Consider the following 24,854-nt stretch of genomic DNA (forward strand, 5'->3'; position numbering starts at 1 on the left):
CACAATAATATATCCCCCATTAACAACTAGTTTTTACGAAACATACTTGATAATTTCGTTTCCTGCTTTGCTATTATACGACGATAGTTCTCCATATGTTTCGCTATACTTAAAATTGATAGAAAAACGACAATTAAAGTTGGCTCTAAACCAAAGAAAACATAGGTCGACAGTAGGAAAGAAAGGTACATCACTAAAACGCCGATTACTAAATAATCTGTTGCAATAGTAATGACGAGTAAAAGTCCAATTCCAATAACCGCAATCTTCCAATCTACAGCAAGTAAAATTCCTACAAGCGAAGCTGTTCCTTTTCCTCCGCAAAATTTCATCGTGATTGGATAATTATGACCTAAAATGACAAATAATGCCGTAATATAAATAAGTAAGATCTGTTCATCGCCACTAATGCCATACATTTTTAATAAATATAAAGAAATCCATATCGCAAAGGTACCTTTTAATATATCAAAGAGGGCTACAAAGATGCCATACTTCCACCCCAATAAAATGGTTGTATTAGATGCTCCAGCGTTTTTAACACCAGCATTCTTGATGTCCACACGTTTATACATACTTACCAATTGCGAACCATGTAAACATCCAATTAAATAACCGATGATGGAAGCCAGTGCCGTAATCATGATATCCCTCCTTTTTTTATTATAACGTAAAAATTGACAGAGCGTAATGAGATGTTGATTATTTGCAAATGGGTATACATTTGCTAAGCTAGTGATATAGTTTATGCGATATCTTACGGATCGTTTCGTAATAATAGTTTTTTCGACTATTTATCTAGGATTTTTTCACAGATAGAATAAATATTTCAAACTACTAACTCCCGTTTATCAGGCAAATTTTGAGCGTTTTATGGGAAGGATAACTTGTTGTTTGAAAAATATCCTACTTACGAAAGTTTCTTAAATCCAAAGTAATAGCGTCAGTACTGTTTTTTTGAAGGAGATAGCCTCAGCATGAAAAATATTCAGCGAACATTGTTGCCTTGGTTTATTATGTTAATTGGCCTTATTTTATTAGTTGTTATCTATAATATGAAGCAACCCGTGGAGACCGATAAAGAAATGCCAACTGACCTCCATCCGATAGTTAAAGAAAAAAAAGAAACATTGATATATAAAACTGCTGCAAAAAATATTCAAGTTGTAATTACAGACGGTTTACGAACCGTTAAGGAGCAAAACGAGTTGTATGATCGAGGTAGAGAAACAAATGGAAGAAAGATTACCAATGCGAAAGGCGGAGAATCATATCATAACTATGGCTTAGCAATTGATTATGCGTTAAAAAATCCTGCTGGCGAAGTTATTTGGGATATCGAATATGATGGCAATAGTAACGGCAAGTCGGATTGGCTTGAGGTAGCGTCCATTGCAAAAGAACTAGGTTTCGAATGGGGCGGCGATTGGAAAGCTTTTAAAGATTATCCCCATTTGCAAATGACATTTGGATTGAGTATCGCAGAATTGCAACGCGGAAGCCGACCAGATGAAAAAGAGGGCTAATTAGCTATTTAACATGGCGCTCTATATCAAGACTGGTGTTCCGATTTTAAGATGGGAACGACTTCCGCGATTTGTTGCACAACTTTTCTCGGTTCGGTGTGCTGCTTTCTCGATTCGGTGAACGACTCTCTCGTGTGCGCGACTTTCTCAATGGCCCAGGCGACTTTTTCGATCCGGTGCGTTACTTTTTCTTCTGACACGAGCGACTTTCTCAGCTTAGCTCGCTCGTAATGCTCGTTTCAGATGCAAGACAACTTGTTTTAGCTGCGTAGATGGCTAGCGTGGTCAATCACCCTTGCACCAACGGCTGGGACTTAACTAAAGCAGCTGATTTTAAAAACGAACATTAAACCGACAATTGTGTATACGCAAATTCTAGCGTAGTCAAAACAGATAAACTTATGCTCTGAAGCAGCACGAGCTGAAGTTCCCATAGGAAAACGGCATTTGCTTTCCGAGTAAGCTGAGGTCATCTTGTGGAAAGCGAAGTAATTTGACATAGAACCTTTTTTAAAACGCAACTAAGCCGAACAGTGATAAGTTCAGCTTTTGCTATATGGGTTTACTTAAGTCCTAGCTTATTTTTTTCTATCTTAATTCATTAGGAAAATGGATTCCATTTTCCTCCCTCATTTTTTCTGTTAATTGGGCAATTGTTCGACTTCTTTCTAAATAAGAATCATGCAATTGCCAATTATTCCCACTAACCATTTTGACAAAAGCTTGAATCTCAAATACCATATCCGCTTCATATTGTTCATTTGCCAACTCATTTATTTGCGCAGTTTTTCTATCATGAAGCTGTAGTTGAGAAATTGGAGCGATCGCATCCATGATCAGTGTTCCATCTTCTCCGTGTATTTCCGATTGCATGAATGCGTTCGTTATTTTAGAACATAGTATTGTAACGATAAACCCATCATATGTAAGTACCATGGTTCCACTTCCGTCAATACCATTTTTCAATAATACCGGATAATAGGAAAAATCTTGAGGATGGCCAAATAAATCTATCGCCATGCTTAATGGATAGACACCTAAGTCCATCAATGCACCGCCTGCAAACTGTGGTGAGAACACATTCGGCTCCTCTCCTTCCCTATACTTATCATACCGAGAAGAGTATTGGCCGTATTGGAGCAATGCGCTGCGAATAGTTCCTATATTAGTTAATTCTTTTTTTAGACGTTGATAATTAGGAGAAAACAAATGGCGAAATCCTTCAAACACAAATACTTCATGTGCTTTAGATAGTTGTGCGATTTTTTGCCATTGTTTGTCTGTAAACACCATTGGTTTTTCACAAAACACATGTTTCCCGCTCTGAATTGCTATTTTGATATGGTCTGGATGGAGGATATTTGGTGAAGCAATATATACAAAGTCACACTCATCAGCTTCTAACATTTCTTTGATATCTGTATATGCTTTGACAGCTCCGTGCTTGTTAGCAAAAGCTTGAGCAGTTTCTAACCTCCTTGAATAAACCGCCGCTAACTGGGCATCTCCACTTCGATTGGCTGCATCAATAAAAGCTTCTGTGATCCAACTCGTGCCGATCGTACAAAATTTCAATGTACTTCTCCCCTTTACGTATCTGTTTCTTTGTTGTTATCTTGTCTTTCAGGCATAGGATCTACTTCATGTTTATATGCATATCCTTTGCTTATAGTAACAATAGATAATATGAGTACGAAAATAACTACTACGATAGAAATGATACTGATGATCATTGCTGTCGACATAACTATACCTCACTTTACGGCCTATTTTCGAACGGTTTTATTATACCATAGATCATTTTCATAGTACTAAGCTCTAGTTGCTTTGCTTTTGCTAAACGGATTGCTCCACCATGCAAATGGTCTAGTTCAAGAGGTAACCCCTTCCGTAAGTCTTGATGCATCGATGAAGTAGCTTGTGCATCAAATTGTTGCATGTTGGTTATTGCTTCTGTGACGTCTTTATCTGCAAGGTTCACATCATACTTTCCTGCTAATTCTCTCATTTCTTGTAAAAGGTGGATAGCGATCTGGAAGGTTTCTTCGTGTTTACGAATTTCACCAATTGGCAGTTGTACGGCTGTTGTAATCCCAGAGAAGGCATTGATAAACATATACTTTTTCCATAGCTCATATATAATGTTAGTCGTCCGCTTCCCCGTCATGACAGCTTTATTACTAAAGGTTTCTAATTCCGACGTTACTTTTTCTTGTTCCTTACAAAGCGGTCCAAAAATAAGCTCATGAAAAGCGCCAGTATGTACGACATGTCCCTGATTATTTAGCGTGGCAATAATAAAGGCGAGACCACCTATTATTTTTTCCCTTCCGAATTCCTGCTGCAATATGTGGATATGCTCGATCCCATTTAGTACCGGTAAAACGTAAGCTCCTTTATTTACAAGCGTACCCAATTGCTCCAACACTCCATTAAGATGGTACCCTTTCACACTTACCAAGACCACATCTGGGTTCTCGACATCAGCTGGATTGGTTTCCCAATTAACTTTCTCTCCAAGTACATCGCCATGAGGACTCCGAATAGCCAATCCATGCTTTTGCAACTGTTCAGCCCTTTTTGAACGTACTAAAAAAGTGACCTTTGCACCTGCTTCTTGAAAGCGCAACCCAAAATAACCACCTAGTGCGCCCGCTCCTAATATAACGATATGCATGCTTTTCCCTCCTTAACATGAATCATACATGGATTTACGAATGGCGTCTACTACAAAAAACACATCCACTTTTTAACTTTAAAAAGAAAGACTACACCATCAATATACGGCATGCAGCTTTTTCAAAAACACCTGAAACCATAGCCTCATCGATACGTTCTTTTGAACGCACTTATCATACCATCAAGAACAAAGGCGTAGGGCGATTCGTGAAGTCGCCTAGTTGCTGGGATCATGCTCCGGACGTGGCTAAATAACTTCGTAAGTTTATCCACAGCTGGAAAATTTTATACTTTCCTAGACAATAAAAAAGTTCTGGTTTAACAGACATATTAAACCTAGAACTTTTCATTAACGTGCGTAATCCGTTAAGAATGTTTAACTTTAATGGATGATGTTTCCTCATTATCCATGTATGAATTCCTTTCATTTTTTTCATATTGCTTCTATAAGTGAAAGATCATTTATTCCTTTTCAGCATCATCCGATGTATTTTCATCATCATCCATCACCCCTTTTGTTGAGAGCTTAAACTCTCTTAACGTTTTGCCTACTGCTTTGCCGAGCTCAGGCAATTTGTTAGGGCCAAAAATGATTAAAGCTACGATAAGAATGACGATTAAACCAGGCACACCTATATTTGCCATGACGATCCCTCCTTCATAAAATCAATGGATTGTTCTATTATACTGCTTGAAAATTGCTGTTTCTTTTGACAAGCAACGCAAAGTTGTTGTATTTCATTTGTTGTTTGGTACGGGTTTTCACAACAAGAACATTCCTTTGTATAAATCGGTTGTTTCTCTGTTGTAGCGGGTGAGATCATTTTCTTTAGTGAAATAGCATGTTCTGGACAAATATCTTGGCATAATAAACAATTGGAGCATCGCTGCGCAACAAGAGTAAAGTTTGTTTCATTGATTTGCAGACAGCTTTTTGGACATAACATTTGACATGCTTTACATAAAGTACATTTGCTTTTATCTAAATAGATATAAACAAACTGATAATCAGGATAATGTTTTGCTACGTCTAAACTTTCATGGTTAAAGCGCCATTTAGCAGGCGTCATTTTTTTGGCAAATTGCTTTAACTCCCTTTCCCAAGTGAACAATAATTCCCTCCGTGTCATTGATTCATGATGAGGAAATGGTAGTTGCTCCTCACTGACTGTAAATGGTTCTTCGCCAAGTTTTATTAATAATTGATTCACCTGTTCTAGCATTTCTTCCCAAGCAGCGTTCCTGTACTTTTCCGGACATATAATGGTGGTAATTCCTTTTTTATAGTAAACAAGTAATTCTTTCAACGTAGGTGTATTGTAACTATCGATAATATATTGTTTATGGATAATGGAACGCTTAGGGAGAAATCCTTCCACTGCTTGTACAGGACAGCTCGCAACACATTTTCCACAGTCTATACAATCTGCAGTATGAATAACTGGTTTTCCGTTCTGTAACTGAATGGCTTCCTTTGGGCAATGATCTATACATTCCGTACAAGTAGAGTGGGGACTTTTGTAGCGTGAACAATGTGGTAAAATTTTATAATCATAGTCCAAACTCTCCAACCAACGAGTTAAAAATCCCATTGGAATGCCCCCCTTTGTAGATTTTTAAAACTACCCTTTCCGGCAGCTCTTTTACTTATGATTTGAAACCCTGGCTGTTACAGTTTTTGTTCAAAAATTCACAAATTAGATAGCAATAAACATATTTCTTGTATTTTCTTTGCTTAGTTCCCTAAAGTTCTTTTAACCTAAAGTAAATATTATGATCCTAATAAATAAAATACATATCGACTTAATCCTTCTGACATTACAAATGCAAGCAACGTTAGAATCATGAGACGGGGATAGAATTTTTTGGAATTGGATATTGTCAAATATCCAAATAAGGCGATACCAAAAATAGAAATTATCCAACGTGAAGCAATCATCCCTTTATAACTTGATAGAATAGCTGTATTTACGGTTTCTCCCATGATGTTTATCTCTTGTGTAGAAGTTGGGAACATAGCAACGCCAATAACTTGCAATGCAACGCCTAAAAGCATGATCATGAAGGCTGTTTTTAAAAATTGCTTTGCTTCTAATTCTTTTTTCTGCTTATATAGGCTTGGCATAAGTAGAGCATCAGCAAGTACCGACCCTAAAATAAAGGTTGTACCATAAAATGACATAAATGTATGAATAGAATTCCAAGGACCAACTAAAGAGTTGGTATATATTGCTGCCATGCAATATACATCCACGAGCCCAATAAGACCGGATCCAAATAGTAACCAGGATGAAATTCTTTGCCGATACAGAGCCCAAGCACATGTAACCATAACGAGTCCAATAAACATCCCTGTCACTACAATTTCCCTACTCATCCAGGATGAGCCAATGTTTCTAATCGTGTTAAACGAATTAGTAGGAGTTCCTAAGTGAGAAAATGATGCCCCTAATCCAATAATTGCCAAAGTAGCAATAACAATTAAAGGTACTTTGAAAAGTTGAAATATTTCTTGATCTGGTTTCTTTTTATGTTTGACCTGAAACATCCACAACAGCAATATACTACCAATAGCAGCTTGTATGGCTATCGTAAAAATAAGCAATGACCAATCATTCATCTTGTCTTCCCACCTTTACTTTTTAATCACCAGATTCGGCTTCGTAATCGATGAACTTGGTAGACCCCTTATATCACTATTTGTTCCGTGTTTTTTACGTAATTCATCAATCGAACCAAATTCTATTGCCCGCATTGGACATGAAGTAACACATACAGGTTCTTCACCATTTTCCCGTAAGTCGATACACGTATCACACTTGGTCATTCTTCCCAATTCTTCGCTATATTGCGGTGCTTCATAAGGACAATTCCATTCACAATACTTACAACCAACACATTTATCATGATCAATTAATACAACGCCATCTTCTTTCCGCTTATAGATAGCTGTTGTTGGACAGTTCTCCATACATTTTGGCTTATCACAATGGTTACAGGAAATGGATAAATGAGATAATCTAGGATTTGGAAACTCTCCAGTTTCAAAAGAATAAACTCTGCGAAAATTTCTCCCTACTTCTAAATCATTTTTATCTTTACAAGCAATGACGCAAGTTTTGCAACCGATACACTTTGTTACATCTATAAAAAAACCTACTTGAGTCAATGATTACACCTCCCCATTTGGAAAAAATATCCGTTGTTCCCACTTCGCATCTTCAATTAACGGATCACCTTGATACTTTTCTACATGACATATCACGGTGTTCCAACCTGATGTGCCCAAACCAGTGGCAATAGGAGCTGTCAACATATTATCTGCCCCTGCCTTGTCCACTTCCTCTTTTTCATCCATTTCTACCCATGCTCCATGGGGTAAAGCTACAGTTCCTGGCATTAACGTTTCTGTCGTTTTAGCTGGGCGTAATGTTTTACCATATTCATTTGAAAGAAGGACGGTATCTCCATCTTTGATACCGAGTTCCTTTGCGTCTTTTTTACTGATGAAAACGGGATTCGGCATAGCTTCACGCAGCCAAGGTACATTATCAAATGTGCTGTGAGATCTTCTTAAATAATGCGGATTGAAGACTTGAAATGAGTATTTTCCCTTTTTCTTATTCTGCCAATCCGCAAAAGTTGCTTCATAACCTCTTGCTTTTGGCACATATTTTGGAATTGGGGAAACTTCCGTCCAGCCACCTTTCGATTCCTCTGCAATCGTGTTACAGTAAATTTCAAATTTCCCACTTGGTGTCTCTAAAGGATGCTTGTCTGGTTTTTCCACAAAATCTTGATACGCAATATAGCCAAAATTGTCACCAGGTTTTCTCTTTACTTGGTAAACTCCTTTTTCTAAAAATTCCTGCAAAGAAATCCTTCCTTTTTGAGGCTTCCCTTCCACTCCCCATTCTTTTATATCTCTTGCTGTAATTCCGACTAGCGGTTCGTAATCTTTTCCATTCTCCTTTATAACAGTACTTGAAGCTAGCTCATTAAAAAATGCCTGTTTTTCACTAAACGGATAAAGCTTCTTAGGATCTTTGCCTAGTTTTTTCATTAGTTCTTTCGCAATCCATACATCACTTTTAGCTTCATACATCGGCTCAACGATATTTGTGTGGGCAATGAGGATCTCTCGGTTTCCTACTAAAAGCCCACCTTCTCGCTCCCACTCTGTCGTTACGGGTAAAACAACATCTGAATATTTCGCATTAGTTGTTAGCGTATAAGCATGGGTAACGACAAATTCTACCTTTCTATGTGCTTGAATACCTTGTAAAATGGTAGAGCGTGTTTGTAATGTTGCGTTAAATTGATGATAGATTAGCTGGATATTGGCTTTTCGTTCTCCTTCCCCTTTTTGGTGAAATTTCCCTTCTAATATAGCTGGAAATATTTCATTATGATTAATCGAGTCAGTGACAGGATTTTCAGGTTGTGGATACCCATTTTCACCTTTATTTACAAGCCAATGGCCGCCATTACCGGATGATCGGTGACAACTAACACCAGTCATTCTCCCGGAGCGTCCCATATGCCCCGTCATAAAACCAAGAGTTGAAAAGGCTTGCACCCATCCCTCCCCGTTATTTATCCGAGCTGGCGCCCATCCAGTTAGCAAAGCTACACGTTCTGTTGAACCTATTTTACGTGCTAATTCACGTATTTTTTCAGGCTCTACTCCACAGATTTCGGCTGCCCACTCTGGGGTTTTTGGTTCATTATCATACGTTCCTAGTAAATAATCTTTAAAATTGTCCTTAGGGTTTGCCCCTTTTGGCATATGTTCCTTATCAAAACCTACCGTACACCGATTTAAAAAGTCCCAATCAATAAGCGGGTTACTCTTTGGATCATCCTCGTCTAATAATGTATACATCATACCGAAAGCTAGCGCATCATCGGTTCCTGGGCGAATTGGAACCCAGTCAGCTCCAAATACTTGGGCCGATTCTGTATACTTCGGATCGATGGAAATAAAATGTGCCCCCGCCTTCTTAGCTTGCAAATAATTATAGGTCGGGCTACCTGGGCTGCTCCATGCTGGATTTACTCCCCATAAAACAATCAGCTGTGAGTTGCGTAAATCGATCCGATCATTGATACCAAGTTCCTCCCATCCCTCTGCTACTCCCATCATAGTAGAGGCCCAAAACCAAGCCCCCCATGATGTCGTACCATAATCTGTTGTACAGCCACCGTTCTCAGACAATACTTTGGTTATTTCTCCAGAACCCGTAGCCCAAAGAGCGTTGTTTCCATGTTTTTGAGCTATTCTTTTCATTTCACTTGCAACAATATCGAGAGCTTCATCCCAAGAAATGCGAACCCATTGGTCTTTGCCACGTAATTCTTTCTTTCCTCCTCCAGGCTTCCAGTTTTTTCGTTTCATTGGGTATTTTAGTCGATCAGCGCCGAATACTTGTTGCCGTTGCGACCTCCCTCGTAAACAACCTCTTTGTTGAGGATAATCAGGGCTATCCTCATGTGTATCATCCGTTTTTTGTCTAATCACAACGTTATCTTTCACTAAAACTTTATTCACACAACGTCCACCGCAATTATGCCAACAGGCAGCTGACTTCCATACTTCATTTCCTTCACTAGCTGCAAACACTTTATTCAGCTCAGCTTTTGTTTTTAGACCTCTACTGACAGGTATTGCCGCTGCAGCCGTAACAGCAGCTGACCAGCCAACAAACGCTCTTCTTGACATTTTATAGTTTTTCAGTTTTGACATAAGATCAAACATCTGAACGCTCCTCCCTTGTTCTTTAACTTTCGTCCCTCTCTAAAAGTTCTTCTAAAATGGCAGCATCTATTTTCAAATAGGACCTTAGCAGCCTCGCCATCCCAGAAAAAAATCCTGTATGAGCATTTTCTATCACTTTTTCAGAGAATGTAGAAATAAACGCTAATAAATGAATTTCCAAAAATTTCTTTTGCTCTTTGATTAGATAAGTGGAATTAGCTTTTGATTTTAAACCAACATTTTTTAAACTTCTCAGAGTTAAATCATTTAAATGAAACATAAAATCAAGCTCTAGCCCTACATGGTCTTCTGCTTCTAGATTTTTATGTTCCACTTCATAACCAAACTGAAGATATACATTTCGGACATCTACCGTATTACTTTGAAATAACAAGCGATCTTTTCGTACATATACAGATTCCCAAGGTGGGGCAGGCAAATCAAATGGACCTACAAACAATCTGGTATAATCCCAATGTAAGTCTTCATAATCTGTATCGTTGCCAATCACATTATGCTTAGATAAATATCCTTTTATTTCTGCAATTCCTCTTTGTATGTCTTCTGATTCTTCAACAAAAGGAAATAAGTCAATCAGTTTTTCTTGTACAAAATAAGCGAGATAATCCCGCGACGGTTCTTCAAGAAAAAAACGTCTTAAAACATCGTAAACAAATTGTCGTGCATAGAACACCTCTGCCATATCTAAGACAGCTTCTGAACTCCTCATCTTTCTCCCTCCACACTAATCGATATCTGTTTGCTCAAATAGTAATGGTGTTGTACAATCAACACCTACTTCGCGTATCAACTCTTCATTCATCCTAGTTTCGATAACACTAGAAACGATCGCCAATTCTATGTCATTAGGCTTTAAAAATGGAATAGCATGAACGGGAAACTGAATAAAATCATCATCCTTATCAATAATAAAAGGTTCTCCGATGCTATTTAGTTGGTCCCTCACGTTTTCTTTGTCTTTTCCAAATGCTTTTGCCGTTTTATAAAAATAATCCCTCGTGGAAAAATGGTATGTATCATTCATTGGCTGACTATAATTTTGTTGGTAAATTTGCCCTGTAAATTTATTTTCTAAAGAACAATAATGGACCCCAAGACTTAATTCTTTATCAATAGCAAATTCCACCAATTCTAGACATAGGTCTTCACTCTCTGCGACAGCCAGACCACCTGCATACCAATAATTGTAATAGATTTCATAAGGTGGATTTTTTAATGTGAAACCCCTTTCACCAAACGACCGGGAATGGACTAAGGGAAAGCAAAACTCTAATAAATTAATACCAAATATACCCATTTCTTCTAAAGTTAAAAGTAAATCTTTCATTTCTTGCCTTGTTCCAGGAATAACAGGCATTTCTACTAAAACATGAGGAATATACGTTTGAGCTAATTCCACTTTCTTTAAAACTCTTTCTCTTCTTTTGATTGGGTCTTCCATTTTGATGCTAATTCGGATTTCATCTAAATCTGCTTGTTGTAACTGTTGTAGGATGTCTTCTGTTAAAAGATCTCCTGCTGTATATAACCTTGTATAGGTGTTTGGAGATATTTCTTGAGCCAATTGAAAGAAGCTGATAGTCTCTGCTTTAAAAAGTAGCGGTTCTCCGCCAGTTAACGCAAGGTGCTTTAATTCATACCCACTTTCTATTAAACAGGCTAACTCTTCGTTAGCATCTTTTTGATGATGTAAATAGAATGTGTAATCTTCTTGGTTTTTGTTAAAACAAAAATAGCAGTCACGATGACAATTGAGTGTAACAAACGATGTATAGCTTCCAGTTCCTGTTTGGCAAGCTTCACACGCACTCGATAGTTGGTTGATCACAATACTTTTGTTATTATTTCTAAATGTAGCTTGTTTCTTTCTTAACCTCGCTAGTCGCTCATTTTTAATTTCATCACTCTTTTGCTCCAACGATAAGCCAAATGACTTTATACTCTCAATTGTAGTTTCTTCGATCTCTGCAAAAAACTGTGCGTAGTTCCGAAAAGCATCATTTTCGATCATGGAGACGTTCTCTTTCGTAATTTTTGTTAACATCGTTTGAGCCTCCTTGTTATGTGAAATAATTCACATAAAAATATAAGAAACTTCTCTTGAATATACTTCTTGCCTCAATGGGGATCATTATTTCGTTAGATGAAATAGGAAAGAAAGCATTTTTTACTCCTCTGCTTGCCTCCAAGTTTGCTCGTAATAGGAAAAGAGAGGTTACTACAGTCATATGCAACATAAGTAAGTGTGATCTTCTTTTCTCTATGTCGTTTGAATCGCGATTTAAAGAAGTTGTATGATGCTATTTCAAGCACACCACCCTGCTTTCGTCAACTCTACTTAAAAGGGGAAATTTTTGCACACACGTTTGGATTTCAACGATGAAGAGCTAGTATGGGATTATTCTAAAGCGATCACGAGAAATGAAGATGAATTCTCAAGTGTAAATGCGACCTTTCCTATGTGTATAGCCTATTGGAAACTTATTAACTCACCTACATTCTATCATCTGCAAACATTATTAGTAAAGTAGAGATTACCTCTTGAGTCTGTTAAGTATCACAGACCTCTTATCTTAGACCCTAAAATTTCACATTTATACCTAAGTAAAAAACGAGTGATAAACCTTAAAACCAGTGAAGTAACACAATGAGACATTAGGGAAATATACATTAAAAAAACAACTCAGAGCGAATGACTAAGCACCCCCTTATAAAACCAGTATTAAATATAATCATAAAAAATGCTTAATCCCATAGACTATCAACTCCCATTATGAATGCATTTGCGAGTCTAGTTTGCTAGATATAATGAAACAGATCTGCCGTCACTACTCTCTACATCTATTTAGCTAATTTAAAATAAAGTATAACAAATTATTAAAAGGTACAACGATTTTACAATAATTTCAAAAGAGTCATTTGTGAATCCGTTTACAAAGTTGTTTTCCTGTGATAATATACTTGTATACAAGTATTCAATTAATTGTTTTAGCTGTAAATAGGAGGAGAAGTATGACATCTAAAAAATTCTACCCTGAAAAAGGTTTAGCTTTTTCTTCATCCATGGGAGAGCGACTCGTTACCGAATTAAGAATGAGAATTATTTCTCAAGCTATCCAAAAAGAAACCGTTTTATCAGAAAATCAATTAGCAAAAGAATATCGAGTAAGTAGATCCCCTGTAAGGGAGGCCCTAAAAGTGTTAGAAAAGGAACAGTTAATTCGCTTAGAAAGAATGGGAGCAATAGTGATTGGCATTTCAGAAACGGATATTGAAGAAATTTATGATATTCGATTAATGATTGAATCATTTGTTATTCAGCGTTTATTACATTCAGAAAACGATGCATTACTAAACGAACTAAATAAAATTCTGGAAATGATGAAAATAGCGATAAAGTATAAGGATATTGATGAATTTTCTTTAAAAGATATAGAATTTCATGAAACCATTATTAAATCTATTCATCATAGGCAAATTATGATGGTATGGACACATTTAAGACCTGTCATGGAGTGTCTGATTATTTTATCGATGCGATATAGAAGCCAAGTAAACGATCAAGACTTTAATCGTATTCTTAAAAATCACGAACTTATTATTGAAGCCCTGGCACAGAAAGAAAAAGCGCTTATCAAAGAAGCATTTTTTAAAAACTTCCATGATGTTCAAAATAAAGCCGAAGATTTATGGACTGACCCAGAGATGATGAAGAAAGCGAGGGAATTTAATGGATCGTAATAAATATATGATTGGCGTAGATATAGGAACTACTAGTACAAAAGCGGTTCTTTTTCGTGAAACGGGTGAAATTATAAGCCAGGACAACAACGGCTATGAGTTATACACGCCTGATATTTCAACAGCGGAGCAAGATCCCGAAGAGATATTCCAAGCAGTTCTTCTATCCATTACCAATGTAATGCAACATTCACAAATAGACCCCAAGGATTTGTCCTTTATCTCTTTTAGCAGTGCGATGCACAGTGTTATTGCTATAGATGAAAAGGACAAGCCGTTAACTCGTTGTATCACTTGGGCTGATAATAGAAGCTCTGAATGGGCTAAAAAAATTAAAGATAAATATAATGGACACGAGATTTATTTAAAAACAGGCACACCCATTCACCCTATGTCACCACTTTGTAAAATAGCTTGGATGGAACATGAAAAACCAACTATTGCGCAAAAAACCAAAAAGTACATCGGTATTAAAGAATACGTTTTTTACAAATTTTTCAATGACTATGTTGTTGATTATTCCATAGCCTCCGCCATGGGACTGATGAATCTTCAATTATTAGCTTGGGAAGAGAGCGCCCTAGAAATCGCCAATATAACAGAAGAAAAATTATCACGTCTCGTTTCAACAAAAGAATCATTTACAGGTTGCCATCCGGAATTTGCCCAAGAAATGGGGATTTTGGAAAGCACACGCTTTGTCATAGGAGCTAGTGACGGTGTACTCTCAAATATTGGAGTAAACGCGATAAAAGAGGGGGACGTTGCTGTCACGATAGGAACAAGTGGTGCCATCCGGACTGTTATCTCTCAACCAAGAACAGATTCAAAAGGAAGAATCTTTTGTTACGCCTTAACAGAGAATCATTGGGTAATTGGTGGTCCAGTAAACAACGGGGGGCTGGTGTTACGCTGGATACGTGATGAACTTGCAGCAAGTGAAATGGAAACTGCAAAGCGTCTAGGAATGGATCCATATGACGTTTTAACTCGAATTGCAGAACGCGTTAATCCTGGTGCCAATGGACTTCTGTTCCACCCCTATTTAGTGGGTGAAAGAGCACCTCTATGGAATCCAGATGTTCGAGGTTCTTTTATTGGACTCACTTTAAATCATAAAAAGGAGCATATGATTCGAGCCGCTCTAGAAGGCGTTATTTTTAACTTATATACGGTGTTCTTAGCTTTAACAGAAGTGATGGATACACCTGTCACCTCCATTAAAGCAACAGGTGGATTCTCGCGTTCTAACGTTTGGCGACAAATGATGGCTGATATTTTTGATCATGACGTTATTATTCCTGAAAGCTATGAATCCTCTTGTTTAGGCGCTTGTCTTTTAGGGCTATATGCTGAGAAAAAAATAGACTCTTTTGAAGTCGTCAACCATCTTATTGGTGCTACTTATACACATCAACCACATCCCGAAAATAAAAACGTTTACAGAGAGCTGTTTCCTATTTTTATCAACATATCAAGAAGATTAGAATCAGAATTCCAAAAACTCACTGCCTTTCAAAAAAAAGAAAAACAATAAAGTAAAACTTCATTCAGTAGGAGTTTTCTTCCATCTCCTACTGAATGTTAGTACCGCAAGGGGTATGACCTAAAGGCCCTTAAACGAATCGGGCATGTAGGTGCCGTATTCTCTCATTTAGACCTTTTGTATCACTCGTGATCATAATCTCGGGAATCTTACGGCACCTTAATGCGGGATAAATGCAATTAACCATGTAGCAATATCAACTAAAAAATAGATTGGAGCACAAATCCTATGTCATTTACAGATAACTTATTCCCTTTACTTATAGTTGCCTTAGGAGTCATTGTCTTATTGTTTTTAATTATGAAGTTACATTTGAACACCTTTATTTCACTGGTAGTCGTAGCATTTTTAGTTGCTTTAGCTTTAGGCATGCCACTTCATGACATTGTATCTTCGATTAAAGCTGGTATGGGAGGGACATTAGGCAGTATTGCATTAATTTTTGGTTTTGGCGCTATTTTAGGAAAATTAGTTTCAGATGCTGGTGGTGCCCAGCGAATCGCAATGACATTGATTCATCGATTCGGTGAAAAGAATATTTCTTGGGCTGTTGTGATTGCCTCATTTATTATTGGTATTGCTTTGTTTTTTGAGGTCGGACTCGTTTTACTTATTCCAATTATTTATCAAATTGCCAAGCAATTAAGAGTGTCTATTTTATATTTAGGTATACCAATGGCTGCTTCGTTATCAGTCACTCACGGCTTCTTGCCGCCACATCCAGGACCAACTGTCATTGCCCAACAGTATGAAGCAAATATTGGAATGGTTTTATTATATGGACTTATCATTGCAATTCCTACTGTAATGATTGCTGGTCCTGTATTTACAACCTTTGCTAAAAAGTTAGTCCCAGATGCTTTTTTAAAAACTGGAAGTGTTGATGCTGTAGGCGAAGTTAAGAATTTTAAACTAGAGGAAACACCTGGTTTTGGTATTAGTGTAATGACGGCTTTATTTCCAGTCATTTTAATGGCGATAGCAACCATCATCCAGCTCTTACAAGATATATGGAAACTTTCGGACCATATCCTTTTTGATATCATCCAATTAATCGGTGAACCTACAACCGCTCTCCTAATCTCCGTTTTGATTGCGATATATACGATGGGAATTGCCCGACATATTCCCATGAAACAAGTTATGAATTCAGCTGAGGAATCGATTCGTTCTATCGGTATGATGCTCCTTATCATTGGTGGAGGCGGTGTATTTAAGCAGGTTTTAATTGATGGAGGAGTAGGAGATGCTGTCGCCAACATTTTTTCAGATAGTAGCATTTCACCAATCCTATTAGCTTGGATGATTGCCGCTGTTTTAAGGATTGCATTGGGCTCAGCGACGGTTGCCGCATTAACAACTGCTGGTTTAGTTATCCCATTAATGCAAGGTTCTGATGTTAATCTTGCTTTGATGGTTCTTTCTACTGGTGCAGGAAGTCTTATTGCCTCCCATGTTAATGATGCAGGTTTCTGGATGTTTAAAGAATTCTTTGGTTTAACAATGAAAGAAACATTTTCAACTTGGACATTACTAGAAACGATTATCTCCATTTTAGGTCTTGGATTTATCTTGCTTTTAAGTATTTTTGTTTAAATAATACTCAAACTTGCAATGATTTGCATACCTTGAAAAATACAATCGTTATTTTTGGAGAGTTATAGGATCAAGTCTAGCAAAATATAGAATCCATCTTAGTGAAGTGGAGCTTATCAATCGAATCTAAATTGAATACATGTATTGCATGCACTCTAAAACTAATAAACATGAAGAAGCTTTAAGTCGGTTTACTATAAAGAGAATGGATAACGGTTTACCCTTTATTAGGCTTTAGCTCAATACTATTCTTTTATACTAGCTTCGTTCTCCAACTAGTGAAACTTATTCAAGCACCAATCGATTATTTTGATATCCATACGTACAAACATGTCGAGAACAAAGGCGCAGACGCCCGTTTAGCAACGTAGCGAATGGAACGAATCAACTAAAGTTTTAGGAATCATGGTGAGGCACGAACCGATGATGACTTATCGATTTCGTGAAGTCGCCTAGTTGCTGGGCGCTTAAGCTGGACGTGGCTATTCCGTTATATCGGTATCCCAAAGCCAAAATTTTTATACTTTCTTATCTCTTAAAAAAGGAATTTTTCACACAGATTAGGAGGCAAAAGTGATTGCTCAGTTAGGTTACTAAAAAGTCCACTTTGACTAATTAGCATCTAAATGACCTCCCAAGAATGCTGATTTAACATTCTTTTGGGCGTCATTTTCACCTTTTTGAGCTGTTTTCTTTTATACGTAAAAGCTGACCAACTTGCTCTAACGACTTCTTTCTGCACCCGAAGAAGAACAACACATAACGTAGAAAAAACAATCGGAGTGTGCGCAGTCATTGATCCATAGCGGCGTCTATAATTCTTTTGCACACCTCAAATTAGAATTAACCGCTTTGAAAAGGATAATCCTTCCCCTGTGTTTTCCTCTTCTTTCCACATACGTGGTAATTTAGCCCAATCACCACTAAAGGGAATATGCTTACTCTCTCCTCTAGAGTAATTTTGGAATGTACCGGGGCAAATTTGTACCATACGAAAGCCTCACTGATTATCTTACAGTATGTATACGTTATCCCTAATTATACGAGTATCAACAACATATTTAACATTTAATTACAAATTATCAAAAAATATAACGTTTGAGCGTTCTGTAAAATACCTGTAACATTTTTAATAGTGGTTGTTCAAAAAATCTGATAACTGGGATTATACGGCATTTACTTGTTGCTTACCTAAGTCCTCGCAGTTCCCACCATGCACCATTAGTCATATGGCAAAATGCTATTAAATTATTTATCGTCTTTTGAACCCACACGTTCAGTTCCTTTTACGTAAAGGAAATTAGTAAGGGAGGAATTTACATTCATGAAAAAAATCTTACTTACATGGATTATAGGCTTTATCTTTGTCCTAGCAGCATGTGGATCAGATGAAACTGGTTCCAGTAAAGCATCTAAAAGCAAATTGGAGGAATTAAAAGAATCCGGTAAAGTCACGATCGGCTTTGCCAATGAAAAACCGTATGCTTATGAAGAAGATGGTGAGCTCAAAGGAGCTGCTGTTGATATTGCAAAAGCTGTTTTTAAAGAATTGGGAATAGAGAAAGTGGACAGCAAACTAGCTGATTTTGGGCAATTAATTCCTGGATTAAAAGCTGGACAATTTGATGTAATCACAGCTGGGATGGCAATTAATCCAGATCGGTGTGAGAACGCTGCCTTCGGTGAGCCAGAAATGAAGTATGGAGAAGGGCTTATTGTCAAAAAAGGCAACCCATTAAACTTAAAGAGTTATAAAGATATTGCTAATAACCCGGAAGTTACGATATCTGTCATGTCTGGTGCCACAGAAAATGCATTTTTAAAATCAGAAGGCGTTAGCGAAGAACAAATAACAAATGTGGAAGATATACCAGCTACTTTCTCAGCGGTGGAATCCGGTCGAGCTGACGCCACCACGGGTACAGAGATGACGATCAAAATGGCTCTCGAATCAGCTAACTCCAATAAACTTGAATTTGTCGAGGGATTTGAGCAACCTGATGTTGAAGGAGTTCCAAGCTATGGAGCAGCTGCTTTTCATTTAGACAACACAGATTTACGTGATGCGTATAACGAGAAGTTAGCGGAATTAAAAGCCGATGGGACAGTAGCGGAATTATTAGAAGCAAATGGCTTTAGTTCAGCTAACAATATGGTGGAGGACGACGTTACTGCTGAGAAGATTTGTAATGGGGAAATTTAAACTCCCTATACTATTTTTTCATTATGTGTATGTTCAAAAAGGTAAGATTGGGATATGTGGTCGTTTCAATTGTTAGTCAGTACCTTGGAGCTATTCACAAGCCTTTGTAACATTCAGTTGGTAAAGACCCTGATTGGAATTTCATTGTTGTTATGATAGAGATTCACTATGTCGTTATAAACGCAAGTAGATAAATCTGCACTTAGTAGGAATATTACCATAAAAGTTAGTTGAACGAATCTGAGCATTTAAGGGGCTGTTATCTCCCGCTTAGAATTAATAATATTGACGAAAGTGGGAGTCTTTCAGCACCCAACCCACGCAATAAAATGAAAATCCTAAATATTTGTTCGATGGAATGAAATGTATTTCTTTACTGAACCTAATTTAAACCATTGGAAACTATTTTCTACAAATAGACCAATTTGGCTTAAAGGCTCCTTTTACTTTCGAACAGGTATTTTCAGAAGTTCCCTTACACGGGTTAAACAATAAATTAAGATTAGAGTTGTGTCCTTATCATTACATATATGACACACCATAGATTATTAAGGAGTGGTACTCATTCAAGCAATTATAGAAATTTTTCCCGATTTAACAAAAGGGTTAGCCATTACCATTACAGTTTTAATCGGGGCTGCGTTTTTTGGTTACTTATTTGCGTTTATTGCTGGATTATGCCGTCTGTCTTCTAAACTGTTTCTACGTAAATTCACAGGACTTTATGTAGAAATTTTTCGCGGTACTTCTTTAATCGTACAATTATTCTGGCTCTACTATGCGATCCCTATGTTATTCGGCATTGAATTAGGAAGTAATTGGTGGGCAGGGGTTATCGCTATTTCGTTAAATTACGGTGCTTACATGTCAGAAATCGTACGTGGATCCATTCTTGCTGTTGCAAAGGGGCAGTCTGAAGCAGCAATAGCCTTAAACATGTCACGATATCAACGCATGCGATTCGTCATTTTACCGCAAGCAATTCGGATGATGCTTCCTGAGTTTGGAAATTATTCCATTCAAATGCTAAAAGCAACCTCCCTCGTTTCCCTCATCGGTATGGAGGATATTCTTTATCATGGCAATATTATTCGTAGCACAAATTTATCACAAGCACCTATCGTTTATTTGCTCGTCTTAGTATTTTACTTTATTTTAGCCCTTCCGCTTATATTTTTAACACGTAAGATGGAGTCTTTCTCTAAGAAGGGAGTGGCGAGTGGATGAATAATTGGAGTTGGGACGTATTTGTAGATGCCTTTCCTAAAATTATCGATGGTCTTGCTATAACGCTCGCCCTAACCATAGTTTGCTATGTGTTTGCACTTGTATTTGGATTTTTTTGGTTGTTTATAAAAATGATTCCTTTAAATTCTCTCCGATGGTTGGTTACATGGATGATGGAGTTTATTCGTTCTACCCCTCCGTTAGTCCAGCTGTTTTTTATTTATTTTGCTTGGCCAATGGTTCCTGTTGTTGGTTTCGCATTGGACGAATTCACCAGTGCGGTGCTCGGTTTAGGCATTCACTTTAGTACGTATATTGCAGAAGTGTACCGATCTGGGATTGAAGTTGTAGGAAAGGGACAATGGGAAGCAGCAAAGGCATTAAATTTTTCCAAACGGAGAAAATGGACGAAAATTATTTTGCCGCAAGCCATTCCGCCAACGATTCCTATGCTTGGGAATTACTTAATCATCATGTTTAAGGAAGTCCCATTAGCATCAACGATTGGCGTCGCAGGTATTCTCCATATTGCGAATAGCTACGGGGCGCAAAATTGGACATATTTAGAACCATTAACCATTGTTGCGATTCTTTTTTTAATATTAAGCTATCCATCTGCTATAATCATAAACAGACTAGAGAAAAAAATGAATCGGCGCTTTGATAAAAAAGAAACTTTAACCAGAAGTAAAGGAGCGACAGCATAATGATTGAACCAATCGTCACATTTCAAGACGTCCACAAATCCTTTGGAAATAGTAAAGTATTAAAAGGAATTGATTTAGATATTCGTCCAGCGGAAAAAGTCGCAATCATTGGACCGAGTGGTTCAGGTAAAACTACCATTATCCGTATGCTTATGACTCTGGAAGAACCTACATCTGGAGATATAATCGTAAATGGTACAAACTTGTGGAAGATGGAGAAAAAAGGGAGACTTGTTCGGGCTCATGAAAAGCATTTACGTGCAGTGCGTGGTGATATCGGCATGGTATTCCAACATTTCAACTTGTTTCCTCACATGACTATTTTAGAGAACTGCATGACGGCACCACTGCACGTAAAAAAAGAACCAAAAGCAGAAGTAAAGCAACGTTCGCTTGAAATGTTGGATCGGGTGGGCTTAGCAGATAAAGTCGATCAATATCCGAGTCAACTGTCTGGTGGACAAAAACAGCGAGTAGCGATGGCCAGAGCGCTTGTGATGCGCCCTAAAATTATGTTATTTGATGAGGTTACTTCGGCACTTGATCCAGAATTAGTTGGAGAAGTGTTACAGGTTATCCGTGATATTGCCAAAAACGATGACATGGCAATGATCCTTGTTACTCACGAAATGGATTTCGCTTTAGATATTGCCGATAAAGTGTTGTTTTTAGATGAAGGCGTCATAGCTGAACAAGGCTCAGCTAGTGAAGTTATCGAGCATTCCAGTAATGAACGCTTGCAAGAGTTTTTGCATCGTTTTCGAGCATAAATAATCCCCCCTATGTAGCCGTTTCAGCTGAATAGGGGGGATGTTCCTTCTGAAAGAATGAAAGTTGTTCCCCTAGCAAATAAACGTAGATGCGCTTTCCATTTGATCCATTTACAAAGAAATAATAAAACTATAATAAAAATGAACGGCAAACCTGTCTACCCTCATTAGCGATACAGCCACTATTAATTGTTGCTGCGCCCCTGCACTCCAGGCTTTGATAAACGCCGTTTATTTACCCAGACGCGATTATGATTTGTGTTCTCGGGAAATTTTTCTCCCGCTTCTAACTTAATTTGCCGCGGATCGTTCACATTGCTTCCTGTCTCTCCGATTTCAATGTAAACACCATTATTAGGTGCCTTGTCACCAGAACGAAACTCAGATCGCTCACCCATGTTAATCACTCCTTACCTGTTTGTATTTCCTATTTTGCCTCATTTTCACAAGTTTATTTAAGAAAATATAAACCAAATATAGGTTTTATTATTCTTCCCACCTGTTGTTAGTAGAAGGGTCAGTATAGATTTAAGCCATTCGAGCATGATTAGCTGTAATAAAAGAATGCGAACTTCGAATTATAGACTATCCACAAGTTAACATAATTATCTGTTAAGTTTCTATTCTTCTCGTATGTGATTAGCTTATTTTTTGCGTAATAAAGAAAAATCCCTGACATCAAGTTTAGCTGCTTACTCCCTCCTATCAAAAGACGTATCAACAATTCGCGGTGAAAATAGATGCACTCGCGCTTCCATTCAAAGTCTATACAAAAACAGCAACCCATGCTAGACTGGTTGCTGTTTGTCAATTATTCTATAGGATCTTCGCCAATGATTCGTACTTCTCGCTCTAAATTTACACCGAACTTTTCCTTTACGGTAGATTGTACAAAACGTATCAATTCAATGTACTCCGTAGCTGTAGCATTATCTTTATTCACGATAAAGCCGGCGTGTTTGGTAGATACCTGTGCACCCCCAATTTGTTTTCCTTGCAGATCGCTATCTTGGATCAGCTTACCAGCAAAATATCCTGGCGGGCGTTTAAATACACTACCGCATGAAGGGTATTCCAGTGGTTGCTTGGACTCACGTTTAAACGTGAGATCATCCATCACTGCTTTTATCTCTTCGGCATTTCCTTTTCGCAATGAAAATGTTGCTTCTAATACGATATATCCTTTTTCAGGTATATTACTCGTTCGATAATGCAAGTCAAGATCAGCCGCAGGTAAGAGTAGGAGCTCTCCTTCCCTTGTGATCACTTTCGTACTTTCCAACACATCTTTAATTTCTCCACCATACGCTCCTGCGTTCATATACAAAGCGCCACCGACGGAACCAGGTATCCCACAAGCAAATTCAAGTCCATGCAGACTTTCTTTTAACGCATGCTGGGAAGCATCAATGATTCTCGCTCCGCTTTGCGCTATAATTTTATCGTCTTCTCTCCAAATAGAATGAAGCTTTTTTAAATTCATGACAATGCCACGAATACCGCCGTCTTTCACTATTAAATTGGAGCCATTTCCTAACAGGGTAAAAGCTATTTTTTCTTGTTTTGCAAGCTTTACAATCGCCTGTACTTCTTCATACGTTTCTGGTGTGACTAAGAAATCTGCCTTCCCACCTAACCGAGTATACGTATGATTTCTTAAATGTTCCTCCACCATCACATTTTTCTCGGATGTTATTTCCGTTAATTTGTCATACATATGATGATTTCTTCCCACACCTATCATTCCTTTTATAGTTATTCAGCCCATATTATTGTAAGCTATTGAACCTGGTCTTGCCACAGAAAATTATAAATACAACGATCTACCTTCCTGCTTTCATGTAGGTCACTATGTCCTAATCTTCTATCTTTGATAACGATCTCTGTCAATTGTTGATGCGGTACTATATTGCGTAATGCATGCACGCTTTCTGGAACTGCTATCGCATCTCCTGTGCTGGAAATGCTGAGCACTTCTGTATGCTTTGGAAAAGATCGATCCCTTAAATGTTGCAATGCTTTTGAATCCGGGCGTAAGTCGATTGCAGCTGGATCACGGTGAATTTGAAAGTATTTTTCACTATAAATCCCATCAAACGGACTCCCTATCGCTATAAACTTATGAACGGACGGATATGATTTCCCTCGGAATTGCTTCATATATTCCAATGCCACAATTCCCCCCATCGAATGTCCAATAATATTGACATCATCGACATCATATGTCTGCTGCATATCTTTTAATACATTTGCTAACCAGCTAGAAGTCATATCAAAACTAGCCCGATTATCTTCAAAGATTACTTGAACATAGAGCGGTTTTTCTTTCCCAAGTCGCGGATAATATTTTTTTACTTCACCTTGTTTTGTTACATAATAAACAAGTGCTTTATTTCCCCATTTATACTCATGCTCAAAGCGCTGCAGCATAAATCCAAATGAATTTTCAGTACCTTTATATCCATGTACGAACAATGTTGGTCGAATTTTATCAAAATTAGAAATTGCTCTATTCGGCATCCAGATAAGTATGATAAAGACTATGATGACTAAACCGAAAGACCCTACACTAAACATTTGTTTTTTATTCAAGAAAAACCTTCCTCTTTCATTATACTAACGAAGAATTGTCCAAAAACAAGTAAGTGACTGTACTTCTTTACAACTAAATCCTCCGTCAGACCGCCCTTTTTATCTTCTCTTACGCAAGAACGAATCAATTTTCATTTATTAAACATCCATCATAATATACGCTCACTTTTTATATTATATCATGGTCGAAACGGATTTTCCTGTGATAATAAAATGAAACTTTGCTTAGTGAAGGTTCTTTTCCCTACGCACAACTTAATCTGAAAGACCTCTTAAAAGAACGGGCGTGTAAATTGCAACTATTAACTGCACGTCATCGAACGTTAGGGAGGTTTAACTCGTTATTATAATACCAAAGCGTTCTAAATGCTTTTCCTGTCACTATAGAGGCATGCTCTCAAGCATATTTTTGGATCATGGTATAAGCGATGCGGATGGAGATGCTAGACTTCTAGGTAATATAGGAGCCAGCATAATTGCTGCCACGA

24 protein-coding genes are annotated in these 24,854 nt (G+C 37.6%); 9 read left to right on the top strand and 15 right to left on the bottom strand.

The window, feature by feature from the left end; translation table 11 throughout:
- Positions 1 to 26: 26 nt before the first annotated feature.
- Positions 27 to 644: a glycerol-3-phosphate acyltransferase gene (locus tag D1839_RS10970; RefSeq protein WP_120379945.1), complete on the bottom strand. Its 618-nt coding sequence runs from the start codon at positions 642 to 644 to the stop codon at positions 27 to 29.
- A gap of 333 nt (positions 645 to 977) precedes the next feature.
- Between D1839_RS10970 and D1839_RS10975 the strand changes: the two genes are divergently transcribed.
- The gene (locus D1839_RS10975) at positions 978 to 1,526 is read left to right on the top strand and encodes a M15 family metallopeptidase (protein WP_120379946.1); all 549 of its coding nucleotides are present in this window, start codon (positions 978 to 980) and stop codon (positions 1,524 to 1,526) included.
- Positions 1,527 to 2,114: 588 nt separating this feature from the next.
- On the opposite strand, the gene D1839_RS10980 is transcribed toward D1839_RS10975, so the two are convergent.
- The 10 genes from D1839_RS10980 to D1839_RS11025 all read right to left on the bottom strand — a co-directional run bounded on the left by D1839_RS10980 (position 2,115) and on the right by D1839_RS11025 (position 12,028).
- Positions 2,115 to 3,101, bottom strand: a complete 987-nt coding sequence (locus D1839_RS10980; RefSeq protein WP_120379947.1) for a Gfo/Idh/MocA family protein — start codon at positions 3,099 to 3,101, stop codon at positions 2,115 to 2,117.
- A 14-nt stretch (positions 3,102 to 3,115) separates the two neighbouring features.
- The gene (ytzI, locus tag D1839_RS10985; RefSeq protein WP_120379948.1) at positions 3,116 to 3,271 is read right to left on the bottom strand and encodes a YtzI protein; all 156 of its coding nucleotides are present in this window, start codon (positions 3,269 to 3,271) and stop codon (positions 3,116 to 3,118) included.
- A 14-nt stretch (positions 3,272 to 3,285) separates the two neighbouring features.
- The gene (locus D1839_RS10990; protein ID WP_120379949.1) at positions 3,286 to 4,203 is read right to left on the bottom strand and encodes a ketopantoate reductase family protein; all 918 of its coding nucleotides are present in this window, start codon (positions 4,201 to 4,203) and stop codon (positions 3,286 to 3,288) included.
- Between the two features lie 464 nt (positions 4,204 to 4,667).
- Complete coding sequence (locus D1839_RS10995; RefSeq protein WP_120379950.1) at positions 4,668 to 4,850, bottom strand: twin-arginine translocase TatA/TatE family subunit; 183 nt, start codon at positions 4,848 to 4,850, stop codon at positions 4,668 to 4,670.
- Positions 4,838 to 5,797 carry a 4Fe-4S binding protein gene (locus tag D1839_RS11000; RefSeq protein WP_120379951.1) on the bottom strand — a complete coding sequence of 320 codons (960 nt, stop codon included), beginning with the start codon at positions 5,795 to 5,797 and terminating at the stop codon, positions 4,838 to 4,840. The genes D1839_RS10995 and D1839_RS11000 overlap by 13 nt, the downstream gene beginning before the upstream one ends.
- A gap of 179 nt (positions 5,798 to 5,976) precedes the next feature.
- Positions 5,977 to 6,825, bottom strand: coding sequence for a dimethyl sulfoxide reductase anchor subunit family protein (locus D1839_RS11005; RefSeq protein WP_120379952.1), 849 nt, complete (start codon positions 6,823 to 6,825; stop codon positions 5,977 to 5,979).
- Positions 6,826 to 6,840: 15 nt separating this feature from the next.
- The gene (locus D1839_RS11010) at positions 6,841 to 7,374 is read right to left on the bottom strand and encodes a DMSO/selenate family reductase complex B subunit (protein WP_120379953.1); all 534 of its coding nucleotides are present in this window, start codon (positions 7,372 to 7,374) and stop codon (positions 6,841 to 6,843) included.
- A gap of 3 nt (positions 7,375 to 7,377) precedes the next feature.
- A complete protein-coding gene (locus D1839_RS11015) occupies positions 7,378 to 9,963 on the bottom strand; it encodes a molybdopterin-dependent oxidoreductase (protein ID WP_120379954.1) in 2,586 nt (861 codons plus the stop codon).
- 22 nt (positions 9,964 to 9,985) lie between these two features.
- Positions 9,986 to 10,693, bottom strand: coding sequence for a TorD/DmsD family molecular chaperone (locus tag D1839_RS11020; protein WP_120379955.1), 708 nt, complete (start codon positions 10,691 to 10,693; stop codon positions 9,986 to 9,988).
- Positions 10,694 to 10,708: 15 nt separating this feature from the next.
- Positions 10,709 to 12,028: a radical SAM protein gene (locus tag D1839_RS11025; protein WP_120379956.1), complete on the bottom strand. Its 1,320-nt coding sequence runs from the start codon at positions 12,026 to 12,028 to the stop codon at positions 10,709 to 10,711.
- A gap of 310 nt (positions 12,029 to 12,338) precedes the next feature.
- Between D1839_RS11025 and D1839_RS11030 the strand changes: the two genes are divergently transcribed.
- From D1839_RS11030 to D1839_RS11045, 4 genes are all read left to right on the top strand, one after another.
- A complete protein-coding gene (locus tag D1839_RS11030; RefSeq protein WP_166554450.1) occupies positions 12,339 to 12,515 on the top strand; it encodes a hypothetical protein in 177 nt (58 codons plus the stop codon).
- Positions 12,516 to 12,996: 481 nt separating this feature from the next.
- Entirely contained in the window at positions 12,997 to 13,725 is a 729-nt protein-coding gene (locus D1839_RS11035) for a GntR family transcriptional regulator (protein ID WP_120379957.1), read from the top strand.
- Complete coding sequence (gntK, locus tag D1839_RS11040; RefSeq protein WP_120379958.1) at positions 13,715 to 15,262, top strand: gluconokinase; 1,548 nt, start codon at positions 13,715 to 13,717, stop codon at positions 15,260 to 15,262. Before D1839_RS11035 ends, gntK begins: the two co-directional genes overlap by 11 nt.
- A 237-nt stretch (positions 15,263 to 15,499) precedes the next feature.
- On the top strand, positions 15,500 to 16,867 hold the full coding sequence (locus D1839_RS11045; RefSeq protein WP_120379959.1) for a gluconate:H+ symporter: 1,368 nt from the start codon (positions 15,500 to 15,502) through the stop codon (positions 16,865 to 16,867).
- Positions 16,868 to 17,699: 832 nt separating this feature from the next.
- Here D1839_RS11045 and D1839_RS11050 read toward each other — a convergent pair.
- Positions 17,700 to 17,858, bottom strand: a complete 159-nt coding sequence (locus D1839_RS11050; protein ID WP_158589647.1) for a hypothetical protein — start codon at positions 17,856 to 17,858, stop codon at positions 17,700 to 17,702.
- 333 nt (positions 17,859 to 18,191) lie between these two features.
- On the opposite strand from D1839_RS11050, the gene ehuB reads away from it, so the two are divergent.
- From ehuB to ehuA, 4 genes are all read left to right on the top strand, one after another.
- The gene (gene ehuB / locus D1839_RS11055; protein ID WP_120379960.1) at positions 18,192 to 19,070 is read left to right on the top strand and encodes an ectoine/hydroxyectoine ABC transporter substrate-binding protein EhuB; all 879 of its coding nucleotides are present in this window, start codon (positions 18,192 to 18,194) and stop codon (positions 19,068 to 19,070) included.
- A gap of 555 nt (positions 19,071 to 19,625) precedes the next feature.
- On the top strand, positions 19,626 to 20,297 hold the full coding sequence (locus D1839_RS11060) for an amino acid ABC transporter permease (protein WP_199690080.1): 672 nt from the start codon (positions 19,626 to 19,628) through the stop codon (positions 20,295 to 20,297).
- Positions 20,294 to 21,004, top strand: coding sequence for an ectoine/hydroxyectoine ABC transporter permease subunit EhuD (ehuD, locus tag D1839_RS11065; RefSeq protein WP_120379961.1), 711 nt, complete (start codon positions 20,294 to 20,296; stop codon positions 21,002 to 21,004). Before D1839_RS11060 ends, ehuD begins: the two co-directional genes overlap by 4 nt.
- A complete protein-coding gene (ehuA, locus tag D1839_RS11070; RefSeq protein WP_120379962.1) occupies positions 21,004 to 21,774 on the top strand; it encodes an ectoine/hydroxyectoine ABC transporter ATP-binding protein EhuA in 771 nt (256 codons plus the stop codon). The genes ehuD and ehuA overlap by 1 nt, the downstream gene beginning before the upstream one ends.
- A 185-nt stretch (positions 21,775 to 21,959) precedes the next feature.
- Here the strand turns inward: ehuA and D1839_RS11075 are convergent, their stop codons facing one another.
- The 3 genes from D1839_RS11075 to D1839_RS11085 all read right to left on the bottom strand — a co-directional run bounded on the left by D1839_RS11075 (position 21,960) and on the right by D1839_RS11085 (position 24,366).
- Positions 21,960 to 22,172: a YjzC family protein gene (locus tag D1839_RS11075; RefSeq protein WP_120379963.1), complete on the bottom strand. Its 213-nt coding sequence runs from the start codon at positions 22,170 to 22,172 to the stop codon at positions 21,960 to 21,962.
- Positions 22,173 to 22,585: 413 nt separating this feature from the next.
- Positions 22,586 to 23,509: a UDP-N-acetylmuramate dehydrogenase gene (murB, locus tag D1839_RS11080; protein WP_120379964.1), complete on the bottom strand. Its 924-nt coding sequence runs from the start codon at positions 23,507 to 23,509 to the stop codon at positions 22,586 to 22,588.
- 44 nt (positions 23,510 to 23,553) lie between these two features.
- Positions 23,554 to 24,366, bottom strand: coding sequence for an alpha/beta fold hydrolase (locus tag D1839_RS11085; protein ID WP_199690081.1), 813 nt, complete (start codon positions 24,364 to 24,366; stop codon positions 23,554 to 23,556).
- Between the last annotated feature and the right edge of the window lie 488 nt (positions 24,367 to 24,854).

This window comes from Roseburia sp. 1XD42-34 (genome assembly GCF_009917385.1).
GTDB lineage: Bacteria > Bacillota > Bacilli > Bacillales > Amphibacillaceae > Virgibacillus.